This window comes from Bradyrhizobium archetypum, from assembly GCF_013114835.1.
GTDB lineage: Bacteria > Pseudomonadota > Alphaproteobacteria > Rhizobiales > Xanthobacteraceae > Bradyrhizobium > Bradyrhizobium archetypum.
This window is the reverse complement of sequence record NZ_JAAVLW010000011.1, coordinates 71,651-92,790: the sequence shown is the minus strand read 5'-3', so window position 1 is coordinate 92,790 and position 21,140 is coordinate 71,651. Positions and strand designations below refer to the sequence as shown.

The following is a 21,140-nucleotide window of genomic DNA, read 5'->3' as shown; positions in this document are numbered from 1 at the left end:
TTGGCGTCATTCCGGGGCGCATCGAAGATGCGAACCCGGAATCTCGATATTCCGGGTTCACGCTTCGCGTGCCCCGGAATAACAGGGTGAAGTCAAGCTGCGTCGAGCGCCATCCGCGCCTTGACGATCTTGTCCGGGTTCTGCACCGGCTCGCCGCGCTTGATCTTGTCGACATTCTCCATGCCCGAGGTGACCTTGCCCCAGACCGTGTACTGGCCATTGAGGAAGGAGGCATCATCGAAGCAGATGAAGAACTGGCTGTCGCCGGAATCCGGATTGGCGGCGCGGGCCATCGAGACGGTACCGCGCACATGCGGTTCCTTGTTGAACTCCGCCTTCAGCTTGTTGCCGGAACCGCCGGTGCCGGTGCCGTGCGGGCAGCCGGTCTGCGCCATGAAACCCTCGATCACGCGATGGAACACGATGCCGTCGTAAAATCCGTCACGTACCAGCTTCTTGATCTGCGCGACGTGGCCCGGCGCCAGATCGGGGCGCATTTCGATGGTGACGGGACCCTGCGTGGTTTCAAGGATCAAAGTATTTTCTGTATCAGCCATGCTCTTTTCTCTTCTGGTTTGGGTGAACGTTTGCGGGTTCTGAAAGTGACCGCGAAGGGCCGGCCGGCAACCGCACCGCCCAGTCCCTCGGTAAATGGCAACGGCGTACAGCGTTGCAATGTTTCCATGACGGCAATCCGGTACTGGACCCGGTCATTATCGCTGGGGTTTCCGGATTCATAGGTAATCCTGGGTTGCCCGAGAATGGCACCTTCGCGGTTGAAGCTCACGACAACGGTGATGTCCATCGGGTTGGCGCGCGAGTAAGGCGGCGGCTGCCAGCACGAATACAGTTTGGCAAAGACATCCTTGAGGGTATCCAGTTGCTGCGGCTGGGCCGAGGCGTGCGGCGCCGAGGCCAGCCACATCAGAACGGCGGCAAACCAAAGCGATGGCTTGCTGCGCGCGGCCGTCATGACCTCACTTGATGTCGGATGCGACCTGCACCTTCACCATCTTGTCGGGGTCGACGACCGGTTCGCCGCGCTTGATCTTGTCGACGACATGCATGCCCGACACCACTTCGCCGATCACGGTGTACTTGCCGTTCAGCGACGCGCCTTCGGCGAACATGATGAAAAACTGCGAATTCGCCGAGTTGGGATCGCTCGTTCGCGCCATGCCGACGATACCGCGCTTGTACGGCACGTTGGAGAACTCGGCCGGCAGGTTCGGATATTTCGATCCGCCGGTGCCGTTGAAATTCTTGCCGTCGCCGGTCTGCGCCATGAATCCTTCGATCACGCGATGGAACGGCACGTTGTTGTAGTAGCCCTCGCGCGCCAAAAGCTTGATGCGCTCGGCATGCTGGGGCGCGATGTCGGTCCGCAGCTTGATCACGATGCGGCCCTTGGTGGTGTCGATCACGATCGCATTCGCCTTGTCGAGACCAGCGGGCAGTGGCTGCGCGATCGCTGGAGCCACAACAAACAGCGCGGCGAGAACGGCGAGAATTCGGATCATGAAAGCTCCGGTCATGTCATGTGAAAACAGGATGGCGCGCATGAAGCGCGTTAAGCCGCGAACTTGGCCTTCAGCCTCGCGGCAATCTGGGGCGGCACGAAGGCGGAGAAGTCGCCGCCCATGCCGGCGATCTGGCGCACCAGCGTGGCGGTGATCGGGCGGACCGCGGGGGAGGCCGGGACGAATACGGTGTGCACCTCTGGCGCCATCACCTCGTTCATGCCGGCAAGCTGCATTTCGTAGTCCATATCGGTTCCGTCGCGCAGGCCGCGAATCATGATGGTCGCGCCGACCTGCCGCGCCGCGGCTACGGTGAGGTTGTCGTAGGTGGTGCAGTCGAAAGCGCAGCCGGCATCTTTCGCAATCGGCTCACATACCTCCCGAACCATGTCGAGCCGCTCCTCGGTCGAAAACAGCGGCTTTTTGCCCGAATGAACGCCAATGGCGACAATCAGGCGGTCGCACAGCGCCACGGCATGCCGCAGCACGTCCAGGTGGCCGTTGGTGATGGGATCGAATGAACCGGGATAAAGGGCGATACGGGACATAGTCTCCTCCTACCGCGGCCCGGCCGGCCCGGCAAGCCGAACCGGTTCCCGTATCCGCGCCAGCGGCCCCATGGTCGGCCAATGGCCGGTTCCAACTTCGGCGCGTCCCGCAAGATGGATTGTTTCATCCCGCTCGCGCCGACGAAACAAAACCCGGCCGGGAAGAAACCATTTTCCGCGCCCGCGAAGACGGCCGGAAACTTGCGCTCCCTACAAGTTCGCCCAACGAAACGACGGGCCACGAAGGCCCACGACAGGGGACCGTCATGATCAAGGCTTTTTCTGCCATCGCTGCTGCCGCGTTCATTGCCGCCGCGCTGACCGTACTGCCCGGCTTTGCCCCGCAGGTCGAAGCCAGCGTGCCGCAGGCGCTTGCCAAGGGTGACCGCCTGGACATCCGCACCGTCGGCAAGGATTGCTCGCAGCAGGCTTGGCCGAATTTCGAAGCCTCCTGCCTGCGCACCGCCGGCTCCAGGTCCGTGGTGAAGGAAGCTCGCCTGGTTACCGCCGACCGTACCCCGTAACGGCGCAATTTTCGTTCCGACCGCACCTCCAAGGAACGCTCTCGTGGCGAGCAGGGATGCCCCCCTGCTCGCCACCGGCGTTTTCCGGCCCGTGCAGTTCTCGCACTCCCTTGACTGGAGTACGAAGTCTCCACGGCCGCGCTTGACGGATTTGTACATGTCACTCAGATGGCCGGACATACCAACAGGAAGGAAACCAGCGCGTGGCCAGCACGATGTTCGACAACGCCCTTTATCGCGACGTGTTCTCGACGCCGGCGATGCGGGCGGTGTTTTCCGACGACGCGCAGCTCCGGGCCTATGTGCAGGCCGAAGTGGCGCTTGCCACCGCGCAAGGCGAAACCGGCGTGATTCCGTCCGAGGCAGCCGAGACGATCGCGCGCCAGGCGCCTGCGATCGCGCTCGACATCGAACAGTTGAAGTGCGACACCGAGAATGTCGGCTACCCAATCGTAGGCCTGGTCCGCCAGCTATCGGAGCAACTCGGCGAGGCCGGCCGCTATTTGCATTGGGGCGCGACCACCCAGGACATCATGGATACCGCGACCGTGCTGCAACTGCGCGAAGCGGTTGTGCTGATCGATGTCCAGCTCGCCGAGGTCATGACGACGCTCGCCAATCTCGCCCGCCTCCACCGCGATACGGTGATGGCCGGACGAACCCATCTGCAGCAGGCGCTGCCGATCACGTTCGGCCACAAGGCGGCGGTCTGGCTGTCGGCGCTGCAGCGCTCGGCCGAACGGCTCGCGCAGGCCAAACCACGCGCGCTTCAGGCGCAGCTCGGCGGCGCAGCGGGCACGCTGGCCTCACTCGGCGAGCGCGGCCTGGAGGTGCGTGCGGCTTACGCGCGAGCGCTCGATCTGGCTGAACCCGATATCACCTGGCACGTCGCCCGCGATGGGCTGGTGGAGCTGGCCCAGGCGCTGGCGGTGATCTGCGGCGCGCTCGGCAAGATCGGCTACGACGTCATGATCCTGATGGCGACCGAGATCGGCGAGGTGTTCGAGCCGTTCTCCTCGCATCGCGGCGCCTCCTCGACCATGCCACAGAAGCGCAACCCGATCTCCTCGGAAATCCTGCTGGCCAACGCGAAGGCATCCCGCGACGCCGCTTCGCTCATGCTCGACGCGATGGTTCAGGATCTCGAGCGCGCCACCGGCCCCTGGCATTGCGAGTGGCTCGCTTTGCCCCGGGTCTGTCTGCTGACCGCCGGCTCGCTGGCGCAGGCGCAATTCATGCTGTCCGGCCTGATCGTCGATCCCGCAGCGATGCAGCGAAATCTCGATTCCACGCGCGGCCTGATCGTCGCCGAAGCTGTGATGATGGGGCTTGCGCCCGCACTTGGCCGCCAGACCGCGCATGACGAGGTCTATGCTGCCTGCCGCTACGCGTTCGACCATGGCGACGCGCTGCTCGATGCCTTGCTGCGACGCCCGGCCATCGCGTCCGCCCTGCCGCGCGATCGGCTCGCCGCCTTGTGCGAGCCGTCGAACTATCTCGGCACGGCCGGAGCGATGGTGGATCGCGTGCTCGCGCGTCAAAGCAAACGATAGATGGCCGCGACAACCACCCGACGACAAAGCGAGAAGACGCTGCAGTAACGGGCAGCGTTGCGTATGCGACCCGTGTGACGCTATATATATTTCCATGTCCCGCGATTTTCGTCTTGATCGCTCTCCCGTCGACGTTCTCGACTATGAGATCGCCCAGGAGCAGGCCGTTGCCCTCGGACGGATGGGAAGAGCGTTGGAAGCAGCCCTCGCCAGGCTGCGGCAGTTCGATGCCGCCCATCCGCGCTCGGACGCGCCGGCGTCAGCGCGGCAGGCACGGCGCATCCTGGTGAATGAGGCCGGCCACGCGCTTTGGATGTTCGTGGTGCAGCGAGAGGCGTGTGGCTTGCGCGACAGCCGCACTGTCATGCGCGACTATGACGTGCCGGGCGAGGTGCAGCAGTGCATGGGAGCGGTCTCCGCCACATCGATGCTGTCAGCAACATGACTTACCGAGACGGGTAAGAAGCCACTCGGACACCTTTTGCGCGGCTGCAAGGACCGGAACCGGGCTCCACATTCTCGTTTCCGGGCCAGAATGAATCCACCGCCTTGCCGGATTTGAGTCGCATTGTGACCTAGGTCGCGGCCAAAGGTGGCGCCGGGTGGGGCGTAACAACGGGGGTCCCATGTCCGGTCATTTGCGATCTTGCGTCGCCGCCTTTGTCCTTCTCGCAGGTCTCCCGACTTCGCCTGCGTCCTCGACTCCTCTTACTGACTTGTTCAACGTCTCCCCTACCCCGACGATCACCGAGGCGCCGGCTGCCAAGGAAAGCGAAAGGGAATGCTTGCCGCGGCCCGGTACGTCGACGGCGGAGGGGCAGCGCTGGGTCTATCGTTCCGAGGGGCGCCGCAAATGCTGGTTCCAGGCTGCCGAGGGGACCGCGACGGTGAAGCAGGCCCGTCACCGCATCGCGAAGCATCGTGTTGCGGCTGCCGAGGAGAATGAGGCCACCGCGCGGCGCAAGCAGAAGGCGGTCATGGATGCGCGTGCGGAGCTTTTGCGCTCCCAACCCGCGGAAACGTCTCAGCCGACTCGGCCCGTGCCCGAGCCCAAGGTGGTTGATGCGGTTTCCGCCCCAGTTTCGGCGGCGGCGGCCTTCGCGCCGTCGGTCGCCAACCGCGCGACCGATCAGCTCACGCCTGACCAGCCCACCCCGCGGCGGCTCGACGCGGAAACGCTTCTGGCAGCCGCTCCGGTGCAAAGCGACGTGGTTGCCAGCTCCGCGCCTGCGGCCGCGCCGGTCGCCGCTCCTATCGCCGAGGCGGCCGATGACGGGTGGGGCTCGATGGCAACCTGGCTTGGCGTGCTGCTGATGGCGTTGGGCCTCGCCGCTGTCCTGGGCGCGAGCCAGCCCCTTCGGGAGGCCGTGCTGTTGCGCCGCCATTGATGGATACGCTGAGGGTCAAACAGCTCTCAGCGCGACACGTCGGCAAGCCAGTTCAATTCTGCGACTGGGCTATCGGGCCGGCGCTCTCGCGAGGGCTGGAGGCGACCTGTGGCAGGGCAAGGGTGAAGGCATCGACCAGCCGGCGGCGCCAAGGTTGCGTCAGCATCGATAGCTTGCCTTCGAGCAGAGCTGCCCTCTCCCGGGCTCCGACGCTTTCCGTGCTGACCTTCAGCAGTTCGGCCAGGAGCTTGTTGGTGCGTTCGCATTCTCTTTCAAAGTCGCCGCGATGGCCGGCGGCGATCACCTTCATCTCTGCCAGCTCGGCCTGCAAGGTCTCGATTTGCTGCTTCAGGGCGGTGACCACCTGGTGACCGGCCTGCGTTTGCGGCGGACGGGATATCGGAGAGTGGCTGAACTCGCTGAGATCGACCTGGACAAGCGTCTTGCCGTCGTTGGAGCGCGAGCGCGGCCAGCGGTGTCGTTTCACCAGTGCACGCGCGGCCTCCGGGGAAATTTTGAGCCTCTCTCCCAGGTCGGCATACGTCAGCATCTCGACGGGCATGACATTCGCTCCCGTTTGGCCGGACGGTCACCACCCGGACTGAGCAGATGGTATCGAGCTATGGTTAATGTCTGGTTTACCGCGAGCGGAGCCTGACGCAGCGCGCCGGTGTGAATGTCCAGCTCGTAACCCAGGTTTCGCTTCCGCTCCACCTGGGCTACACATGCACGGCGCTAACCGCCGTTCCCGTTTACACCGTTCTCGCCGTCTTCGCCGATATGCTCGACGGACACCACGTGCTCGTCTTCTGCCGTATCGAACACGATGACGCCCTGCGTCGAGCGGCCGGCGATGCGGATGTCCTCGACCGGGCAGCGGATGAGCTGGCCCTTGTCGGTGACCAGCATGATCTGGTCGGCATGCTCCACCGGGAATGACGCCACCAGCTTGCCGTTGCGATTGTTGACGCTCATCGCAACGATGCCTTTGCCGCCGCGGCCGGTCGTACGATATTCGTAGGACGAGGTGCGCTTGCCGTAGCCATTGACGGAAACCGTCAGCACCACCTGCTCCTGCGCCGACATTTCGGCGTAGCGCTCCTGCGAGAGCTGGAGCGAGCCCGACGTCTCCTCGCCCTCCGTATCAACAGGCTCTTCCGCCGCGGTTTCGCCGGCGACCGCGCGGCGCATCTTCAGGTAGGCCGTCCGCTCCTCCGAAGTGGCCTCGACATGGCGCAGGATCGCCAGCGAGATCAGCTTGTCGCCCTCGGCGAGCGCAATGCCGCGCACGCCCATCGAGGTGCGGCCGGTGAAGACGCGCACGTCGGCGACGGGGAAGCGAATGCACTGGCCGCCGGCCGCGGTCAGCAGCACATCGTCGTGTTCGGTGCAGATCTGCACGTCGACGATCTGTTCGCCCTCCCCGAGCTTCATGGCGATGATGCCGGAGCGGCGGACGTCTACGAAGTCGGAAAGCTTATTGCGGCGGACGGTGCCGCCGGTGGTGGCGAACATCACGTCGAAATTGCCCCAGGAGGATTCGTCCTCCGGCAGCGGCATGATGGTGGTGATGCGCTCGCCCTGCTCCAGCGGCAGGATGTTGATCAGCGCCTTGCCGCGCGCGTTGGGCGCCGCCATCGGCAGCCGCCAGACCTTTTCCTTGTAGACCTGGCCGCGCGAGGAGAAGAACAGCACCGGCGTGTGCGTCGAAGCCACGAACAGGCGGCTGACAAAATCCTCATCGCGGGTCTGCATGCCGGAGCGGCCCTTGCCGCCGCGCCGCTGCGCCCGATAGGTCGAGAGCGGCACGCGCTTGACGTAGCCGGCGTGGGAGACCGTGACCACCATGTCCTCGCGCTGGATCAGGTCCTCGTCCTCGACCTCGCCTTCCTGCTCGACGATCACGGTCTTGCGTGGCGTGGCGAATTCGTCCTTCACAGCGCCGAGCTCGCTCTTGACGATGGCCTGCACACGCGCGCGCGAGCGCAGGATATCGAGATAGTCAGCGATCTCGACCGCGAGCCTATCGAGATCTGCGGAAATTTCGTCGCGGCCGAGCGCGGTCAGGCGCTGCAGGCGCAAATCGAGAATCGCCCTGGCCTGCTCGAGCGACAGCCGCGCAGTGCCGTCGGGCGACATCCGATGCCGGGGATCGTCGATCAGCGTGATCATCGCTTCCACATCGCGGGCCGGCCAGTCTCGCGACATCAGCGTGTCGCGCGCGGTGTTGGGATCGGGCGAGGTCCTGATGACGCGAATGATCTCGTCGATATTGGCAACCGCAATCGCGAGGCCGACCAGGATGTGGGCACGATCTCTGGCCTTGCTGAGCAGAAACTTGGTCCGGCGGGTGATGACCTGCTCGCGGAATGCGATGAACAGCGTCAGCAGGTCCTTCAGGTTCATCGTCTGCGGGCGGCCGTTATCCAGCGCCAGCATGTTGGCCGGGAAGTTCGTCTGCAGCGGCGTAAAGCGATAAAGCTGATTCAGCACGACGTCCGCCATCGCCTCGCGCTTCAACTCGATGACGACCCGAAAGCCGTCGCGGTCGGATTCATCGCGCAGGTCGGCGACGCCGTCGATCTTCTTTTCGCGCACCAATTCGGCGATGCGCTCGACCATGGTGGCCTTGTTTATCTGATAGGGAATTTCCGTGATGATGATCGCTTCGCGATCCTTGCGAAGGGTGTCGATCGTGACCTTGCCGCGCATCACGATCGAGCCGCGGCCGAGGTGATAGGCCGAGCGGATGCCCTGGCGGCCGAGGATGATGCCGCCGGTCGGGAAATCCGGCCCCGGAATGATGTTGATGAGATCATCGATGCCGAGGGCGGGATTGTCGATCAGCGCCACGCAGGCGTCGATGACTTCGCCGAGATTATGCGGCGGGATGTTGGTCGCCATGCCGACCGCGATGCCGCCGGCACCGTTCACCAGCAGGTTCGGGAACCTCGCCGGCAGAACCGACGGTTCCTTCTCGGAATTGTCGTAGTTCGGCTGGAAATCGACGGTGTCCTTGTCGATATCGCCAAGAACTTCCAGTGCCGACCGGGTCAGACGGGCTTCGGTATATCGATAGGCCGCGGGCGGATCGCCGTCGACCGAGCCGAAATTGCCCTGGCCGTCGATCAGCGGCACGCGCATGGAGAAATCCTGCGCCATCCGTACCATCGCGTCGTAAATCGACTGGTCGCCGTGCGGATGGTATTTACCGATCACGTCACCGACAACGCGCGCGGATTTGACGTACTTCTTATCTGGCGTGTGCCCCTGCTCGTACATCGAATACAGGATGCGGCGATGCACGGGCTTGAGCCCGTCGCGCGCATCCGGCAGCGCCCGCGCCACGATCACGCTCATGGCGTAATCGAGATAGGAGCGCTTCATCTCGTCGAGGATGGAAACGGGACGGATGTCGGAGGGCTCCGGCGGCTCGCCGGGCTTGTCGTCTTCGTGGTCGGACAAAGGGGAATCCAGTCAGTTCTCAGGTGAGAATCATATAGCGCATCGAGGCCCCGATCACCACCCCGAAGAGCTCAAGGGAAGACGTTTTTCCGCTCGTTTTTTCATAGACTTACAGGATCGGCGAGAGATCCGCGGAGCTGTGGTTTGAGGGCTCGAAACAGCGTCGCCGGAGGCCTCTTTCCGCAACCCGCTACTGGCCAAAAAGCACGGCGTGCATGATCCGCCCCGGGACGAACGTGAACAGCCCGGCGATGACCAATCCGCCGGCAAAAATGCCGATCATCGTCTTGCGATGGCGGTTCACATTGTGCCGGCGTGCCGCGATGACGGCGATCGGCAGCATCACCAGAACCACGACTGATAGGAGATGGATCGGGCTCCAGGGGCCGAGCAGCCGGATCTGGTGGATCCAGAACGAGCTGGCGGCGACGACGAGCATCAGGCCTACCCAGATCCAACCGACCATCCGGTGCGGCAGCGTCCCCTTTGGCGCGCCCAATTGAACGATGCCGAGCACAAACGCGGCCATCGCGGCAAAGGCATGAACCGGTATGGCGGGAGCGGCATCCAGCAGTGGTGCGAGCGACATCTGGAACTCCCGGCGATCGCGGTGTCCGATGCAGCGCTCCTGCACCATGTAACGAGTATTTACATCAATGTTTCCACTGTCAAGTTCTGACGCGTGAAGGCGTTCGGTGCGAAATAAGTCGAAGCATTGACGCTCTACTGGAAATGCGATCCGCCGGCCGACTTCGCGCTCAGAACGGGATATCGTCGTCCATGTCGCTGTTGCGGCTGCCGGCCGCCACCGGCCGCCGCGGCGCGGAGCTGACCGGACCGCTGGAGCCGAAATCGCCTGTTTCGTCGGAACCGAAGCTGCCGCCGCCGCGTCCGTCGAGCATGGTCAGGTTCGAGTTGAAGCCCTGCAGCACGACTTCGGTCGAGTATTTGTCGACGCCGCTCTGGTCGGTCCATTTGCGCGTCTGCAACTGGCCCTCGATGTAAACTTTGGCGCCCTTCTTCAGATACTGCTCAGCGACCTTGCACAGCCCCTCGTTGAAGATCACGACGCGGTGCCACTCGGTCTTTTCCTTGCGCTCGCCGGTGGCCTTGTCGCGCCAGGTTTCCGAGGTGGCGATGCTCAGATTGGCAATCGGCCGCCCATCCTGTGTCCGCCGGATTTCAGGATCCTTGCCGAGATTGCCGACCAGAATCACCTTGTTCACGCTTCCCGCCATCGCCGCTCTCCACTCAATATCGCCGGCAAAAATCCCTGATCCGGCCGCTTCCGCGCCGGTAGGCTTCAATTCTTGACCTGTCGCTTGTCCGCCATTCGTCCGTTTCCGGACATCTGAGCCGACCCTATACGCTCGCAGGCCCCGCTGACTTGGCGATCCCTCGGCAAGTCGGCGGTTATCCACATATAGCAGCGCCCCGGCACATGTTCCAGCTTTGTTCCGGCCGACGCCTCCTGTGTGCCCCAGCCGAAGCTTTGCAACCTCTAAGCGATCCCCGGGAACCCACGGGGAACCCGAAAGTCGAAGGGATGGAACCCGAAAGTTCCCGGCCTGGTTCCAATTATACCAAGCAAATCATCGGCTTGGGCTCATACATTTGGCTCGCCACTGTTGCATTCGGGAGACGCTATTTCCACGCGAGTCGCGATATAGAAATTGAGCAACGGCGCGGCGCTCGCGTCACCCACCAAACGCTTCGGGGACCCACGGGAAGCGGACGAAGTTGGAGATAGTCCATGAGGAAGTTTCTGCTGAGTACAGTTGCTCTCATCGCGTTCGCTGCTCCCGCGGCGGCCGCCGACCTTGCGGCGCGTCCTTACACCAAGGCGCCGCCTGCCCCGGTTGCCGCCGTGTACGACTGGAGCGGCTTCTACATCGGCGCCAACGGCGGCTGGGGTTCGAGCCACAAGTGCTGGGATCTCACCGCCGACGTCATCGGTCCTTTCGTTTCGCCCTTGGCCGAGGGCTGCCATGACGCAACGGGCGCCACCGCCGGCGGTCAACTCGGCTACCGCTGGCAAGCCGGCACCTGGGTGTTTGGTCTGGAAGGGCAAGGCAACTGGGCTGACTTCAAGGGCTCCAATACAAGTCTGGCCTTTTTCACCCCTTTCAGCACCATCCAGAATGAGTCGAAGATCAACGCGTTCGGACTGATCACCGGTCAGGTCGGCTATGCCTGGAACAACGTCCTGCTCTACGTAAAGGGCGGCGCGGCCGTGACCAGCGACAAGTACAGGGGTATCGAAACCGCGACCGGGCTTCTTGTCGACAGCGCCAAGGAAACGCGTTGGGGCGGCGTCGTTGGCGCCGGTCTCGAGTTCGGCTTCGCCCCGAACTGGTCGATTGGATTTGAATACAACCACCTGTTCATGGGTGACCGCGACGTCGACTTTGCTGCATCCGGCAACTTTGCTGGTGCTCCGGCCGGCTCATTCTCGAGGACTAGTCGCATCGACCAGGACGTGGATCTCGCCACTGTCCGCATCAACTACCGCTGGGGCGGCCCGGTCGTCGCGAGGTACTGATCGCTGCGACAGCAAAGCGGAATACGGAAAGGCCGGCCTTGCGCCGGCCTTTTTGTTTGGTTGCAGCACGGCACGACCACCACTCGCAGCGGTTGCATTGTACCTACATTTGCCGCCTATGTGGTTTTTCAGCGACAGCATTTTGCAGGAACTTCGCGCTATATGCCGCGGCAACCTCAAATTGACGGCTGAGGAAGTTTGCGTTGGAGAGCCGCGAAAGGAAAAACAAAGTGAAGAAAATTCTGCTGACCACCACTTGCTTGATCGCGCTTGGGATGGCGCCCGCGATCGCCGCCGATCTTGCTGCAAGGCCCTATACCAAGGCGCCGGCCGCTCCTGTTGCCGTCTATAATTGGACCGGCTTCTACATCGGCGGCTTCGGTGGCTATGCCAGCGAGAATAGCGACGCGACGCCAAAGATGAGCGGCGGCTTCGCCGGGGGCACGATCGGCTACAACTGGCAGACTAACAACTTCGTGTTCGGCCTTGAGGCCGACGGCGGCTGGGCCGACGTCAATGCCTCGGCCACCGGTGTGGTGGCGATTGGCGGCCTCCTTATTCCGGTGACCACCACATCGCGGATCGACGCGCTCGGGACCGTGCGCGGCCGCCTAGGCTTCGCGGTCGACAAGGTCCTGTTCTACGGCACCGGCGGCTATGCCTGGATCGACAACAAGATCAGCGTCGCCACGCTCGGCGTGACGGCGTCTGAGAGCCACTTCCACTCTGGCTGGACCGTCGGCGCGGGTATCGAAGCATTCTTCGCTCCGCAGTGGTCAGTCAAGGGCGAATACCTGTTCCGCAGCCTCGGCAGCGAGAACTATTTCGGTGTTCCCTCTGGAACGCTCGAGCTGCACAGCGTCCAGGTCGGCGTGAACTATCACTTCGGTGGCCCGATCGTCGCCAAGTACTGATCGCCGCTCCGTCATCGAGTCTCGAAGGGCCGGCCTCGCGCCGGCCTTTCTGTTTGGCGAACGTTCTGCTGCGCCCGCTCGCCCTGCTGACGCCTGCTGCCATCGGCAAAACAATCCGTTGATGATTCGCGCGCGGCACTGGAAATTCGCTACCGTTCTTCCTATGTTCCGGCTTTCAATCATCGGCGCCTGATCGGGGTTTCTCGCCTGGCCATGCGCGCCCAACTTGGTGCGCGACCTGCGCGCCTGGAAATGCCGATATGGATGAAGTGCTAAGGGCGAAGCGCCAACAGAACGTCGGCTCCGCATCGCGTGCGATCACCATCCGCGGGGCACGCGAGCACAATCTCAAGAACGTCGATCTTGAGATTCCGCGTGACAAGCTCGTCGTGTTCACCGGCCTCTCCGGCTCCGGCAAATCCTCGCTCGCCTTCGACACAATCTATGCCGAGGGACAGCGCCGCTACGTCGAATCGCTCTCCGCCTATGCGCGCCAATTCCTGGAGATGATGCAGAAGCCGGACGTCGACCAGATCGACGGCCTGTCGCCTGCGATCTCGATCGAGCAGAAGACGACCTCGAAGAATCCGCGCTCCACCGTCGGCACCGTCACCGAGATCTACGACTACATGCGCTTGCTCTGGGCGCGCGTCGGCGTGCCCTATTCGCCCGCCACGGGACTACCGATCGAAAGCCAGGTCGTCTCGCAGATGGTCGACCGCGTGCTGGCGCTGCCCGAGGGCACCCGCCTCTATCTGCTGGCGCCGGTCGTGCGCGGCCGCAAGGGCGAGTACAAGAAAGAGCTCGCCGAATGGCTCAAGAAGGGCTTTCAGCGCGTCAAGATCGACGGCACATTCTACGAATTGTCGGAGGCGCCGACGCTCGACAAGAAATTCCCGCATGACATCGACGTCGTGGTCGACCGCATCGTGGTCCGTCCCGATCTCGGCCAGCGCCTCGCTGAAAGCTTTGAGACCGCGCTGAAGCTCGCCGAGGGGCTCGCCGTCATCGAATACGCCGATCCCCCGGCGGGCGCTGCAGAAGAGAAGAAATCCGACAAGAAGACTGCAAAAATCCACGACAAGAGCGGGCCGGAGCGGATTCTGTTCTCGGAGAAATTTGCCTGTCCGGTGTCCGGCTTCACGATCCCAGAGATCGAGCCGCGGCTGTTCTCGTTCAACAATCCCTACGGCGCCTGCCCCGCCTGCGGCGGCCTCGGCGTCGAGCAGCACATCGACGAGGACCTCGTCATCCCCGACAAGGAACTGACCTTGCGCAAGGGCGCGATCGCGCCCTGGGCCAAGTCGTCCTCGCCCTATTACATCCAGACGCTGACCGCGCTCGGCAAATTCTACAAGTTCACGCTCGACACCAAATGGAAGGACCTGCCGAAGAAGACGCAGGCCGCACTGTTGCATGGCTCAGGCGACGACGAGATCAAGTTCTCCTATGAAGATGGGGTGCGCTCCTACGACACCAAGAAACCGTTCGAGGGCATCATCACCAACCTCGAGCGCCGCTACCGCGAGACCGAAAGCGAATGGGCGCGCGAGGAACTCGCAAAGTATTTCTCCGATATTCCCTGCGAGGCCTGCAAGGGCCATCGGCTCAAGCCGGAGGCGCTCTGCGTCAAGATCGACGGCAAGCATATCGGCGAGATTTCCGAGCTCTCGGTGAAGCGCGCCGGCGAATGGTTCGAAAGCGTGCCGAAGGCGCTCAACGCCCAGCAGAACGAGATCGCCGCGCGCGTCCTGAAGGAGATCCGCGAGCGGCTGTCCTTCCTGCTCGATGTCGGCCTGAACTATCTCACGCTCTCGCGCTCCTCCGGCACGCTGTCCGGCGGCGAGAGCCAGCGCATCCGCCTCGCCTCCCAGATCGGCTCCGGGCTGACCGGCGTGCTCTACGTGCTGGACGAGCCTTCGATCGGCCTGCACCAGCGCGACAATGCGCGGCTACTCGATACGCTGAAGCGGCTGCGCGACCTCGGCAATACCGTGATCGTGGTCGAGCACGACGAGGACGCCATTCGGCTGGCCGACCACGTGCTCGACATCGGCCCCGGCGCCGGCATGCACGGTGGCAATATCGTGGCCCAAGGCACGCCCGCCGACATCATGCGCAATCCGAAATCGCTGACCGGCAAATATCTCACGGGCGAATTGTCGGTGCCGATCCCCGAGCGCCGGCCACCGAACCACAGGCGCACCATCAAGGTCGTCAACGCCCGCGGCAATAATTTGAAAAATGTCTCGGCCGAAATCCCGCTGGGGCTGTTCACCTGCGTGACGGGAGTCTCCGGCGGCGGCAAGTCGACGCTGCTGATCGACACGCTCTACCGCGCGATCGCCCGCAAGCTCAACAATGCCAGCGAGGGCGCCGCGCCCCACGATCGCATCGAGGGGCTGGAGCATATCGACAAGATCATCGACATTGACCAGTCGCCGATCGGCCGCACGCCGCGCTCCAACCCCGCGACCTATACCGGCGCCTTCACCCCGATCCGCGAATGGTTCGCCGGCCTGCCCGAAGCCAAGGCGCGCGGCTACGAGCCCGGCCGGTTCTCCTTCAACGTCAAGGGCGGCCGCTGCGAGGCTTGCCAGGGCGACGGCGTCATCAAGATCGAGATGCACTTTTTGCCCGACGTCTACGTCACCTGCGACACCTGCAAGGGCAAGCGCTACAACCGCGAGACCCTCGAAGTCCTGTTCAAGGGCAAGTCGATCTCGGATGTGCTCGACATGACGGTCGAGGAAGCGGCCGAATTCTTCAAGGCCGTCCCGCGCGTTCGCGAGACTTTTAAAACGCTGCACCGCGTCGGCTTGGATTACATCCATGTCGGCCAGCAGGCGACGACGCTGTCCGGCGGCGAAGCCCAGCGCGTCAAGCTGGCAAAAGAATTGTCAAAGCGCGCCACCGGCCGCACGCTCTATATCCTCGACGAGCCAACGACGGGCCTGCACTTCCACGACGTCGCAAAACTGCTCGAAGTGCTGCACGAGCTGGTCGCCCAAGGCAACACGGTGGTCGTGATCGAGCACAATCTGGAGGTCATCAAGACCGCTGACTGGGTGATCGATCTCGGCCCCGAAGGCGGCGACGGCGGCGGCGAAATCGTCGCCTGGGGCCCGCCGGAGGATATCGTCAAGGCGCCGCGAAGCTATACGGGCAAGTTCCTGGCCCCGGTGCTGAAGAAGGCGGAGGGCAAGCCAAGAAAGAGCGGAGCTGCGAGCGAGGCGGCGGAGTAACGACGTCGACGTGGGATGGGTGCAGCAAAGCGATGCCGGATTAGCGAAGCGTAATCCGCCACTTCTTTCGGCCCGAGCAGCGGGCGACGCCGTCGGCTCACCTGCCATACGCGCCTCCACGAAATCTACCGCCGCAAGAACGCCCCGAACGCCCGCGGTCCGTCGCCGACCTTGATCTCGCCGGTCACCTTCAGCTCAACCGCATCGATCACGCTGATCGAGTTGCTCTCCCAATTGGCCACGATGATCTGCCTGCCGTCCGCTGTCGCCGCAATCCCTTCCGGATAGTCGCCCACGGTGATGCGCTTCACCTGTGCCAGCGTGGCGAGATCGAACACGGTGACGGTGCCGTCATACTGGTCGGAGACGAAGCCGCGGCCCTCGGCGAGTGCCACCGCATAGGGGCGCAGCCCCGTCTTCACGCGCCCGATCTCCCTGTTATCGGCGATATCGATCACGGAGACGTCGTTCGAGCCGACATTGGCGGTGTAAGCGCGCCGCCCCTCCGCATCGATGGTGATGCCGAACGGCCGCGTCCCGACCTTGATGGTGGCCCGCCGCTCGCGCGTTGCGGTATCGATGACGGACACGCTGTCGGCATCGCGGTCCGCCGAGAGCAGGAGCCGTCCGTCCGGCGTTACGGCCAGCCCCGAGGGCGACGCGCCAACCGTGATATCGGCGATCACGCGCTGCTGTTTCGGATCGATCATCCGTACCGCCGCACCATACCAGTCGGCGACATAGACCGCAGCGCCATCCGGCGCCACGGCGACACCGAGCGGGCCACCGCCGACGGTGATCTTGCCGACGACCCGGCGTGCGGCGGCATCGACCACGGTAACCGCCTTGGCGTCTGGGCTCGTCACAAAGGCGAAGCGTCCATCCAGCGTGAGGGCGACACCCGCCGGCTTGCCGCCAATCGCGATGGTCGCGACCGGCCGCGATGTCGCGATATCAACGATGGTGAGATTTTCGCTGAGTTGATTGGTGATGAACGCCTCCTCGGCCCGGGCGGTCCAAGCCGTGCCAATGCTGGCGACCGCGGCCGCCAGCACGATGGCCCGCACGATCAGCTTCCGCTCTCGATCTTCTTCTTCAGCGCCTCGAGGCCACCGCGATAAAGCCCGCTCACCGCCTTTACGGCGGCTTCATCGCTCAGTTCCGGCGGCGGGTCGTTGTTCGGAAAGCCGCGATAGAACGCGCCGGCCCATTCTAGGACGCTGCCCTTGCCGTCGGCGCTCGGCGACACTGTCAGCGTGGAGGAGTAGTTGGTGACCGGCAGCACCTTCACGTCGACGGCGGTGATCCGGTAGGAATAAGTCATCTTCTCGGCATCGTATTTGTAGAGCTCCTCGTCGATGGTCGCGCCATCAGCCAGCGTCAAGCGCCGTGTCGCCTCGATCTCGTTGCCTTTCGTGCCCTCGGTCTTGCTGACCGGCTGCAACCAGCTCATGTCCTGGAAATTACCGATTGCCGCCCACACCTTGGCCGGCGCGGCGTTGATCTCGATCGATTCCCGCACCTTCTGCCGGGTCGGCCCGTGCGCCCAGGCGGCCCCCATTACCGCCAGCGCCATCACCACAGCGCTCACCCTTGCAATCGTCACTCGCATGTCGTTTCCCCACGGTTTCATTGGCCCCGCGCCGGCGCGCGGTGGCGATATCGCTTCCGCATTTTCGTGCCAAAGAAGGCTGGTTCGTGGCATCGCGGGAAAGGGTCGCGACGTTGGCCGGCCTGTTCCTCGGCAGCCACGCGGGTCCTACGCCGAGGAAAACGCTGCCGTGACGTGGCGCGCTGCTACACCGTCCAGTAGTGCGGATGCGGTCGCGAGCGGTCGCCCCAGTCGAAGGCGTCGTCGTCGAGCTCGCACGGGCCCTTGTGCAGATCGTCCAGCGTCACGTCGGTCTGGTAGGCCTGACGGGCGGGATCAAACCGGAGCGCGTCCCACCGGATCGGACAATGATGGTGGCTGCCGAGCAGCCCGCCGGTCTTGATCACGGCGTAGGCAACCGTTCCGCTCACCTTGTCGAGCATCAGCCGCTCGATCGAGCCGAGCTTTGCGCCGTCGCGTCCATAGACACTCACGCGCTCGACGCGATCGCTGGGCACCAGGGTATGAGGCATGGTGACCTCCCTGCTTTCCATTATTCGTTCGGCATAATAGCACAACTGCGTCCGGCTTGGGTGATCCAACCTGCGACAAAAGTCTGCAGCAGTGCGGGATGGGTGGAGCGCTTGCGCTCTACCCACCCAAAGTACCCTCACTCCTCGATCGCCGCTTCCACAAACCCGTCCGGATCGTCGCAAAATTCGCGCAGCACCTTGTAGTGATCGGTCTCGCGCACCGTCACCGGCTCCAGCCCGTGCTTTGTCAGCCGCAGCAGCGTCGCGTTCGGATAGGCCATCAGGACAGGTGAATGCGTGGCCATGATGATCTGGCAATGGCCGATATTCTCCATCCGCCGCATCAGTTTCAAAAACTCCATCTGCCGCGCCGGTGAGAGCGCCGATTCCGGTTCGTCGAAGATGAAGATGCCCTGCTTCTGGCAGCGTTCCTCGAAGAAGCGCAAAAAACCTTCGCCATGGGAATGGGAGAGGAAGTCGGGCGGCGGGCCTCCCAGCGGATATTGCTGGGCCATCTGGTCCAGGTAGCGGGCGACTGAGAAAAAGCTTTCGGCACGGAAGAACCAACCATTGGTGATTTTGGGTAGCCAACTCGCCCGCAACGCGCTCGACAACTGGCCCCCCATCTTTTCCAGCGCCCATGAATGGTCGACCGGCATGTATCCCTTGCCACCGCCGGCCTCGTCATAGCCGGCCAGCGCCGCGATGCCTTCCAGCAGCGTCGATTTGCCGGTGCCGTTCTCGCCGACGATGATGGTAATGGCGCGGTCGAAGCTCAGGTCGAAATCGTCGCGCAGCAACGGCAGGCAGAACGGATACGCCTCGCGATCGGTGATACGCGCTGGCTCCAGCCAGATACGCCTCAGGTACGGCGCCGGCAGGTTGATCGCACGGTTACGTTTGAAGGCCATTGGGTTCAAATCTCTCGGAAACAAAGCCGTTCGTTCTGGTTATACAGGGAATACCATACAATCCTAAATCGTACGCGCCAATGCCGAGCGACACCTACACGCTCTTCCGCAACGCCATCCTCGGCGCGCAGCAGGTGGTCTGCCTTTATGACGGCCGCTTGCGCGAGCTCTGCCCGCACATCCTCGGCACCAACAAGAGCGGCGAAGAGGTCGTGCTGGCCTGGCAGTTCGCCGGCGAAAGTAGTGGCCCGCTGCCGCAATGGCGCTGCCTGAAATTGGCCAATGTCAGAAATGCACACGCGCGCGAGGGCCGCTGCCACGAAGGCGGCTCGCATCGCACGACGCAGAGGTGCGTCAGCGATATCGATCTCGACATCAACGTTCACGTTCGCAAGCTACGGTGAGGCAAGCGTCGATCGCCGGTGAGCACCGAACAGTCGCATGCACAAACACAAACATCCTCGATCAAACGAACACAATCGTCTCACCTCTCGCGCAAATCGAGAACGTATTCCGCACCACTCGTCGCCGCACTGCCGTCGAAATAGCAACCTGCCCGCGCCAATGCGCGGTCGTGCTTCGGTCCAATTTTTGCCGGCATAGATGTCGTATGGTCAACCTGCGAGCGACGTTCTCACATCCGCGCAAACGTCGCTAGCGGACGGCTCTTTGGGGGCGCATTCGCGCCCGCTTTTTCGAAAACGATACGTCACCGTGCCGGTGCAATCGGTCCGCCATCGGGCCTGCAGGGGGTTATACGAGTGTTCAACTTCAGGGGACAAGAAATGAAACGACTACTTTTAGCTGGTGCGGCCTTTTCGGTCGCGACCGCGGCCTCGGCTGCCGACATGGCGGCGCGGCCCTACGCCAAGGCGCCCCCGGCGGCGGTAGTTGCGGCGTATAACTGGTCCGGCTTCTATATCGGCGCGATGGGCGGCTATGGCTGGGACAGCGAGAACAGTAGCGGCGGCTTCGGTGGCGGCACCGTCGGCTACAACTGGCAATTCCCGGGCAGTCAGTTTGTTTTCGGTGTCGAAGTGGATGCTGCCGGCTCCGGCATCAAGGACAGCCTCACCGCAGACATCGGCGGCGGCGTCCTGGCCACGGAGGAAATCAAGATCAACTCGTTCGGCAGTGTGACCGGGCGCGCCGGCTTCGCGATGGATGCGGCCCTGATCTACGCCAAGGGTGGTTTTGCGTGGGCCAACAGAAAGGACTCCGTTTCAGCGCTCGGCATGACGATTTCGGATAGCCAGACTCATACCGGCTACACCATCGGCGGTGGCCTCGAATATTTGTTCACGCCGAACTGGTCGGCCAAAGGCGAATACATGTACACCAGCCTCGGCAGCAAGACCTACAATCTGGGCGGTGACGTGTTTGACTCCGGCACCGTCGACTTCCACACCATCAAGGTTGGCGTGAACTATCACTTCAGGTGAAGAATGTAGAGGTGGGCAGAGCGCAAGCGTGCCCACCCTTCAGCAAACGAACCGGAGAGATGGTGGGCACGGCGCGTTGCGCCTTCACCCACCCTATTGCCGTCACACCACCTCCAGCACCAGCTCCATCGTCATCAGAACCGGATTGTCGCCGCGCATTAGCTGGCCCTCGGCGATGCCGCCGAGATAGTCGACGAGCGCGGCATCGAGCTCGGCGTGCAGCGTGCCGTCCGCGCCGGGCGCAATGTTGCCGGCCTTGATTGCAAGCTCGGTCGCAAACGGCACGACGGTTCGGCCGTCGGTGAAACGCGCGCCGATGGTGGAGCCGACGCCGCCGTGAATGCGCGCGCGCAGAATGCCGTGCTGCCGGCAAAAGGTCTCCAGCGCTGCGGCAAAATCCTGATTCGGCCGCAGCCGCAGCGCGAAGGCGCGGCTCTCCGCCTTCACGTCTGTGCCGGCGCGGGCGACCGGACCGAACAATTTGAAATTGGTTTCGGGATCGGGCTCGGCGACAAACATCGCGCCATCGATGCCGAACGCTTCCACCGTAGACGATTCGGCGACGATGCTCTCCTCGGGCAGGATGTGGCCGCCATGCAGATGGCCGTCCGTCTCGGTCCACAGCCCGTGGCAATGGAAGAACGGCGCGCCGTCGCGCTGGCCGACCGTCATCGCACCACACTTCAGCCGCGTGATGCCGGCAGGCCGAAATGTGTCGCTGTAGAACGCCGCGTTGGCGCCGGTCTTCGACAGCGCCGGCATCACATAGGCAAACGGCCCGAGCGCCCCGTCCCGCATGCTCAGCACGCCGCCTGAAAATCCGGCTTCGACAAAACCACGGCGCGCGGCTTCGAGCAGCGGCAAGCCAGCCTGCAGCGTGAACGAAAACGCCCGGCCGCGCGCCTCGACCCATTGGATGCGCTCGGGCGCGGGCGGCCCGGGCTGCGCGATGCTGCGCATCGGC

At 63.4% G+C, this 21,140-nt stretch carries 22 protein-coding genes; 9 read left to right on the top strand and 13 right to left on the bottom strand.

Annotation, left to right across the window (positions count from 1 at the left end; genetic code table 11):
• Positions 1 to 92: 92 nt before the first annotated feature.
• The 4 genes from HCN50_RS29510 to coaD are packed head-to-tail and all read right to left on the bottom strand — an operon-like array spanning position 93 to position 2,068.
• Complete coding sequence (locus tag HCN50_RS29510) at positions 93 to 557, bottom strand: peptidylprolyl isomerase (RefSeq protein ID WP_171713391.1); 465 nt, start codon at positions 555 to 557, stop codon at positions 93 to 95.
• Entirely contained in the window at positions 533 to 973 is a 441-nt protein-coding gene (locus HCN50_RS29505; RefSeq protein WP_376700338.1) for a UCP034077 family protein, read from the bottom strand. The genes HCN50_RS29510 and HCN50_RS29505 overlap by 25 nt, the downstream gene beginning before the upstream one ends.
• Positions 974 to 977: 4 nt before the next feature.
• Positions 978 to 1,520: a peptidylprolyl isomerase gene (locus HCN50_RS29500; protein ID WP_171713390.1), complete on the bottom strand. Its 543-nt coding sequence runs from the start codon at positions 1,518 to 1,520 to the stop codon at positions 978 to 980.
• Between the two features lie 50 nt (positions 1,521 to 1,570).
• Complete coding sequence (gene coaD / locus HCN50_RS29495; RefSeq protein WP_171713389.1) at positions 1,571 to 2,068, bottom strand: pantetheine-phosphate adenylyltransferase; 498 nt, start codon at positions 2,066 to 2,068, stop codon at positions 1,571 to 1,573.
• 266 nt (positions 2,069 to 2,334) lie between these two features.
• Between coaD and HCN50_RS29490 the strand changes: the two genes are divergently transcribed.
• The 4 genes from HCN50_RS29490 to HCN50_RS29475 all read left to right on the top strand — a co-directional run bounded on the left by HCN50_RS29490 (position 2,335) and on the right by HCN50_RS29475 (position 5,533).
• Positions 2,335 to 2,592, top strand: a complete 258-nt coding sequence (locus tag HCN50_RS29490; protein ID WP_171713388.1) for a hypothetical protein — start codon at positions 2,335 to 2,337, stop codon at positions 2,590 to 2,592.
• A 215-nt stretch (positions 2,593 to 2,807) separates the two neighbouring features.
• Positions 2,808 to 4,145, top strand: a complete 1,338-nt coding sequence (gene pcaB / locus HCN50_RS29485; protein WP_210265156.1) for a 3-carboxy-cis,cis-muconate cycloisomerase — start codon at positions 2,808 to 2,810, stop codon at positions 4,143 to 4,145.
• 94 nt (positions 4,146 to 4,239) lie between these two features.
• On the top strand, positions 4,240 to 4,590 hold the full coding sequence (locus HCN50_RS29480; protein WP_171713386.1) for a DUF6665 family protein: 351 nt from the start codon (positions 4,240 to 4,242) through the stop codon (positions 4,588 to 4,590).
• A 271-nt stretch (positions 4,591 to 4,861) separates the two neighbouring features.
• Positions 4,862 to 5,533 (top strand): hypothetical protein, encoded by a 672-nt coding sequence (locus HCN50_RS29475; RefSeq protein WP_235977293.1) that lies wholly within the window; start codon positions 4,862 to 4,864, stop codon positions 5,531 to 5,533.
• 52 nt (positions 5,534 to 5,585) lie between these two features.
• Here HCN50_RS29475 and HCN50_RS29470 read toward each other — a convergent pair whose 3' ends face one another.
• From HCN50_RS29470 to HCN50_RS29455, 4 genes are all read right to left on the bottom strand, one after another.
• Positions 5,586 to 6,095: a hypothetical protein gene (locus HCN50_RS29470; protein ID WP_171713384.1), complete on the bottom strand. Its 510-nt coding sequence runs from the start codon at positions 6,093 to 6,095 to the stop codon at positions 5,586 to 5,588.
• Between the two features lie 173 nt (positions 6,096 to 6,268).
• Positions 6,269 to 8,998, bottom strand: coding sequence for a DNA gyrase subunit A (gyrA, locus tag HCN50_RS29465; protein ID WP_171713383.1), 2,730 nt, complete (start codon positions 8,996 to 8,998; stop codon positions 6,269 to 6,271).
• Between the two features lie 190 nt (positions 8,999 to 9,188).
• On the bottom strand, positions 9,189 to 9,587 hold the full coding sequence (locus HCN50_RS29460) for a DUF2306 domain-containing protein (protein ID WP_171713382.1): 399 nt from the start codon (positions 9,585 to 9,587) through the stop codon (positions 9,189 to 9,191).
• A gap of 169 nt (positions 9,588 to 9,756) precedes the next feature.
• A complete protein-coding gene (locus HCN50_RS29455; protein WP_171713381.1) occupies positions 9,757 to 10,236 on the bottom strand; it encodes a single-stranded DNA-binding protein in 480 nt (159 codons plus the stop codon).
• 515 nt (positions 10,237 to 10,751) lie between these two features.
• Here HCN50_RS29455 and HCN50_RS29450 point away from each other — a divergent pair.
• The 3 genes from HCN50_RS29450 (at position 10,752) to uvrA (ending at position 15,699) form a co-directional block, all read left to right on the top strand.
• On the top strand, positions 10,752 to 11,540 hold the full coding sequence (locus HCN50_RS29450) for an outer membrane protein (protein WP_171713380.1): 789 nt from the start codon (positions 10,752 to 10,754) through the stop codon (positions 11,538 to 11,540).
• A 230-nt stretch (positions 11,541 to 11,770) separates the two neighbouring features.
• Positions 11,771 to 12,454, top strand: a complete 684-nt coding sequence (locus HCN50_RS29445; protein ID WP_171713502.1) for an outer membrane protein — start codon at positions 11,771 to 11,773, stop codon at positions 12,452 to 12,454.
• Between the two features lie 260 nt (positions 12,455 to 12,714).
• A complete protein-coding gene (gene uvrA / locus HCN50_RS29440; protein ID WP_171713379.1) occupies positions 12,715 to 15,699 on the top strand; it encodes an excinuclease ABC subunit UvrA in 2,985 nt (994 codons plus the stop codon).
• Between the two features lie 125 nt (positions 15,700 to 15,824).
• Here uvrA and HCN50_RS29435 read toward each other — a convergent pair whose 3' ends face one another.
• The 4 genes from HCN50_RS29435 to HCN50_RS29420 all read right to left on the bottom strand — a co-directional run bounded on the left by HCN50_RS29435 (position 15,825) and on the right by HCN50_RS29420 (position 18,734).
• Entirely contained in the window at positions 15,825 to 16,766 is a 942-nt protein-coding gene (locus HCN50_RS29435; protein WP_171713378.1) for a YVTN family beta-propeller repeat protein, read from the bottom strand.
• 2 nt (positions 16,767 to 16,768) lie between these two features.
• Positions 16,769 to 17,311 (bottom strand): SRPBCC family protein, encoded by a 543-nt coding sequence (locus HCN50_RS29430; RefSeq protein WP_171713377.1) that lies wholly within the window; start codon positions 17,309 to 17,311, stop codon positions 16,769 to 16,771.
• A 185-nt stretch (positions 17,312 to 17,496) separates the two neighbouring features.
• Positions 17,497 to 17,823: a PRC-barrel domain-containing protein gene (locus tag HCN50_RS29425; protein ID WP_171713376.1), complete on the bottom strand. Its 327-nt coding sequence runs from the start codon at positions 17,821 to 17,823 to the stop codon at positions 17,497 to 17,499.
• Between the two features lie 137 nt (positions 17,824 to 17,960).
• Complete coding sequence (locus HCN50_RS29420; protein WP_171713375.1) at positions 17,961 to 18,734, bottom strand: AAA family ATPase; 774 nt, start codon at positions 18,732 to 18,734, stop codon at positions 17,961 to 17,963.
• Positions 18,735 to 18,814: 80 nt separating this feature from the next.
• Between HCN50_RS29420 and HCN50_RS29415 the strand changes: the two genes are divergently transcribed.
• Positions 18,815 to 19,138 (top strand): hypothetical protein, encoded by a 324-nt coding sequence (locus HCN50_RS29415; RefSeq protein WP_171713374.1) that lies wholly within the window; start codon positions 18,815 to 18,817, stop codon positions 19,136 to 19,138.
• Positions 19,139 to 19,519: 381 nt separating this feature from the next.
• Positions 19,520 to 20,176 carry an outer membrane protein gene (locus HCN50_RS29410; RefSeq protein ID WP_171713373.1) on the top strand — a complete coding sequence of 219 codons (657 nt, stop codon included), beginning with the start codon at positions 19,520 to 19,522 and terminating at the stop codon, positions 20,174 to 20,176.
• A gap of 102 nt (positions 20,177 to 20,278) precedes the next feature.
• On the opposite strand, the gene HCN50_RS29405 is transcribed toward HCN50_RS29410, so the two are convergent.
• A complete protein-coding gene (locus HCN50_RS29405; protein ID WP_171713372.1) occupies positions 20,279 to 21,136 on the bottom strand; it encodes a PCC domain-containing protein in 858 nt (285 codons plus the stop codon).
• Positions 21,137 to 21,140: the final 4 nt, after the last annotated feature.